This window comes from Phytoactinopolyspora endophytica, assembly GCF_004138495.1.
Classification (GTDB): Bacteria; Actinomycetota; Actinomycetes; order Jiangellales; family Jiangellaceae; genus Phytoactinopolyspora; species Phytoactinopolyspora endophytica.
Map to the genome: position 1 here is coordinate 28,155 of NZ_ML142861.1, position 3,952 is coordinate 32,106.

General features: G+C 66.6%; 4 protein-coding genes. All 4 read right to left on the reverse strand.

What is annotated here, in order from left to right; translation table 11 throughout:
• Positions 1 to 329: 329 nt before the first annotated feature.
• The gene (gene pth, locus ELR45_RS22400) at positions 330 to 917 is read right to left on the reverse strand and encodes an aminoacyl-tRNA hydrolase (RefSeq protein ID WP_240760044.1); all 588 of its coding nucleotides are present in this window, start codon (positions 915 to 917) and stop codon (positions 330 to 332) included.
• 84 nt (positions 918 to 1,001) lie between these two features.
• Complete coding sequence (locus tag ELR45_RS22405; protein ID WP_129668336.1) at positions 1,002 to 1,631, reverse strand: 50S ribosomal protein L25/general stress protein Ctc; 630 nt, start codon at positions 1,629 to 1,631, stop codon at positions 1,002 to 1,004.
• A gap of 208 nt (positions 1,632 to 1,839) precedes the next feature.
• Positions 1,840 to 2,817, reverse strand: coding sequence for a ribose-phosphate diphosphokinase (locus ELR45_RS22410; protein WP_129668337.1), 978 nt, complete (start codon positions 2,815 to 2,817; stop codon positions 1,840 to 1,842).
• Positions 2,814 to 3,952, reverse strand: a 1,139-nt coding sequence (gene glmU, locus ELR45_RS22415) for a bifunctional UDP-N-acetylglucosamine diphosphorylase/glucosamine-1-phosphate N-acetyltransferase GlmU (protein WP_240760047.1), incomplete at its 5' end; no start/stop codon positions are given. The genes glmU and ELR45_RS22410, both read right to left, overlap by 4 nt.

Below are 3,952 nucleotides of genomic sequence, written 5' to 3' on the forward strand. Positions count from 1 at the left end.
CGGCAGCGTCGCTCGCCTGGCCGAGTCACCGCGGCCGTCGGAGTTGCCTCTCCTGTGCCTTGTCCTAACACGCCGGTACCCGCGCAATCGGGTACCGATCGGCGAAACGCCGACCGTAGCCATGGCCCCCCCAAGGCTGTAAGTCCGCCCACCGGCCCCCCTTATCAATGAACCGGTGTAGCTGATGCGTGACTATACGCGTTGTGACCATAGCGGCGCTAGTCCACACAAGTGCCCCACATCCGAGCGCTGATCTACGTCAACGTCGCGTAACGCCCCGGACACACGCCGGAGGCGTCCGCCGCGGACGACAGGGAAGGGGCAGGAGGCTAGCTGTTGTACGTGTTCTGCGCGTACGTGAGGCCGTCGACGACAACCGCCTCGACCGCGTCGGCGACCCGCTCCACCTCGACATCCACGTCCCGACGGTCCGCCGCCGATATGGGCTTCAGCACATACGCGGCCGGGTCCATCCGGCCAGGGGGCCGACCGATCCCGAACCGCACGCGGACGTAATCGCCGGTGCCGATGGAAGCACGCACGGAGCGAAGGCCGTTGTGGCCGTTGTCACCGCCGCCCTGCTTGATGCGTACGCCGCCGAGCGGCAGGTCGAGCTCGTCATGGATGACGACGAGGCGTTCCGGAGCCGTTTTGTAGAAAGCGCACAAACTCGCGACCGGCCCACCCGACTCGTTCATGTACGAGTGAGGGCGGGCCAGCACCGTCCGAACGCCCGGCGGGTCGCCCAACCGGGCCTCGGCCACATCCGCGCGCCGACGCCGGTTCGCCTTGAACGACGCGCCGACGCGTCCGGCCAGTAGCTCGACCACCATGGCGCCCACGTTGTGGCGGGTGTCCGCATACTTCGGCCCGGGGTTGCCGAGCCCGACGACAAGCCAGGACTCGCTGGATGTCACCTCTGTCTCCCGGTCACGCTGGCCCTTGAGAAACGGTATGGATACCCAGCTTCGACCAGCGCGGCCAGCAGGCATCTCGAGGGACTAATCGGACTCGGAGCCGCCCTCGGCCGCAGCGGCCTCGGCGGACTCGCTCTCGGCCGCGGCCTCGACTTCTTCCGCCGTCGGCTCCGCCGCTGTCTCCGCGGTGATGTTGACGACGAGGAGGTCCTCATCGGCGGCAAGGGCCGAGCCCTTCGGAAGCTGAAGGTCCTTGGCGTGGATCTGAGCGCCGATGTCCAGGCCCTCAATGGACACGTGGACACTCTCCGGAAGGTGCGTGGCCTCGGCCTCAAGAGAGATGGTCGGGTGCTCCAGGCTGACCATGGACCCGGAGATGGCGTCGCCGTCCACGACGATCGGGATGTCGACGACGACCTTCTCCCCACGCTTCACCAGAACGAAGTCCACGTGCTCGATGAAGCCCTTCAGCGGGTCACGCTGGATGTGCTTCGGCAGCGCCATCTCGTGGCCGCCGTCGACGATGTCGAGAGTGACCAGCGCGTTCGGGTTCTTCAGCGCGAGCATGGTGTCATGCCCGGGAAGCGCAAGGTGGATCGGGTCGGTGCCGTGGCCGTAGAGGACCGCAGGCACCTTGGCGGCGCGACGCAGCCGCCGGGCGGCACCCTTGCCGAATTCGGTGCGAAGCTCGGCGGCAATCTTGACATCGGACACGGTGAAACTCCTCCAGGGCGATATGCGATCGTAAGCATCAAGGTGGCGTCCGGCGACGAGCGCGCGCCAATAGCGCACCGCGTCGATCACGGTGCCCAACTGAATGGGCGCCCTCGCCGAGGCAACCACGCGATTCTACCTGCCCTTGACACCCACATGCGAACTGGGTCGGTTCGCATACGGCGCCGGGGAGATGCAGCGCGACGAATCAGGCGTTGCCGTTGAAGAGGCTCGTGACGGAGCCGTCCTCGAAGACCTCCCGGATCGCACGCGCCAACAGCGGGGCTATCGACAACACCGTCAGCGAGTCGAACCGTCGCTCCTCGGGAATGGGCAGCGTGTTGGTGACGACGAGTTCGCGGATGCCGGAGTTCTTCAGCCGATCCACAGCTGGTCCGGACAACACCGCGTGCGTGGCCGCAACCACCACGTTCCGCGCACCCTTGGCGATCAGTGCATCGGCAGCCTGAGTGATCGTGCCGGCCGTGTCGATCATGTCATCGACCAGGAGGCAAGTGCGGCCGGCGACGTCGCCGACCACCTCATGCACCTTGACCTGGTTGGCGACGTTCGGGTCACGACGCTTGTGGATGATCGCCAGCGGCGTTCCGAGGCGATCCGCCCACAGGTCCGCCACCCGGACCCGACCGGCATCCGGCGAGACGACCGTCATGTTCCCGGAGTCGTAATGCTTGTCGATATAGCCGGCCAGGAGCGGAAGCGCCCACAGATGGTCCACCGGGCCGTCGAAGAAGCCCTGGATCTGCGCAGTATGCAAATCCACCGCCATCAGCCGGTTCGCGCCGGCGGTCTTGAACATGTCGGCGATCAGCCGGGCCGAGATGGGCTCCCGGCCCTGGTGCTTCTTGTCCTGGCGGGCGTAACCGTAGAACGGCACGACTACCGTGATCCGCTTTGCCGACGCCCGTTTGAGCGCGTCGACCATGATCATCTGCTCCATGATCCACTCGTTGATCGGATCGGTGTGACTCTGGAGCACGAATGCGTCACAGCCGCGCACGCTCTCATCGAAGCGGACGTAGATCTCCCCGTTGGCGAACTCGAGTGCCTTCATCGGAACGAGATCGACGCCGAGGCGCTCCGCGACTTCCGTATTGAGTTCCGGGTGCGACCGGCCCCCGAAAAGCATCAGGGTCTTGGTACCACTTGCTCGCAGGCCGTTCACTGGTCGCTCCCCTCGCCGACGCCGTCATCTTCAGTTTGCCTTGCGTTTGCGCGTCGTGCAGCTTCGTCCGTGGGTGTGCCCGGCCGCTTGCGCTCGACCCAGCCGGGGATGTTGTGCTGACGTGCACGGGCGACCGCGAGCTCACCCGGTTCCGTGCCGGATGTCACAGTCGAGCCGGCGGCCACGTAGCAGCCGTCGGCGAGTTCGACCGGGGCCACGAGCACCGAGTCGCTCCCGACGAACGTGTGGTCCCCGACCGTGGTGTGGTGTTTGTCGACGCCGTCGTAGTTCGCGACGATCGTACCGGCGCCGATGTTGACTCCGTCGCCGATGGTCGCGTCTCCCACGTAGGAGAGGTGCGGCACCTTCGAGCCGTCGCCGATCTCCGCCTTCTTGGTCTCGACGAAGCCGCCGATCTTGCCCTTCTCACCGAGGCGCGTTCCAGGCCTGAGGTACGAGAACGGGCCGACGGTGGCGCGGGCGCCGATCTCGGCTCCGATCGCATGCGTGCGAAAAACCTCGGCATTCGGGCCGACGACCGTGTCCCGCAGGGTGCAGTCCGGGCCGACCTGTGCCCCTTCGCCGACGGTGGTGGAGCCGTGGAGTTGGACGCCCGGTCGGATGGTCACGTCCCGGCCCAGAGTGACAGTCACGTCGATCCAGGTGGTCGAGGGATCGACGATGGTGACACCGGCCCGCATCCAGCGCGTGGTGACCCGGCGGTTGAGCTCACCGTGCAGGGCTGCGAGCTGTACCCGGTCGTTGACGCCTTCGGTCTGCCAGACGTCGTCGGTCACGAGCGCGCCGACCCGGCGCCCGTCGTCGTGCGCGAAACCGAGCACGTCCGTGAGGTAAAGCTCGCCCTGGGCGTTGTCGGTGGTGATCCGGTCGAGCCCGGCGCGGAGCACGTCAGCGTCGAAAGCGTAGATGCCCGAGTTGATCTCGGTGATGCGCAGCGTCGTATCGTCGGCGTCCTTGTGCTCGACGATGCTGCGGACCGCACCGTCGCCGCTACGGACGATCCGTCCGTAACCGGATGGGTCGTCAAGCTCGGCCGTGAGCACAGTCGCCCCGTTGCCGTCGGCGACGTGCCGGTCGACCAGGTCCCGCAACGTATCGGCGGAAAGCAATGGGA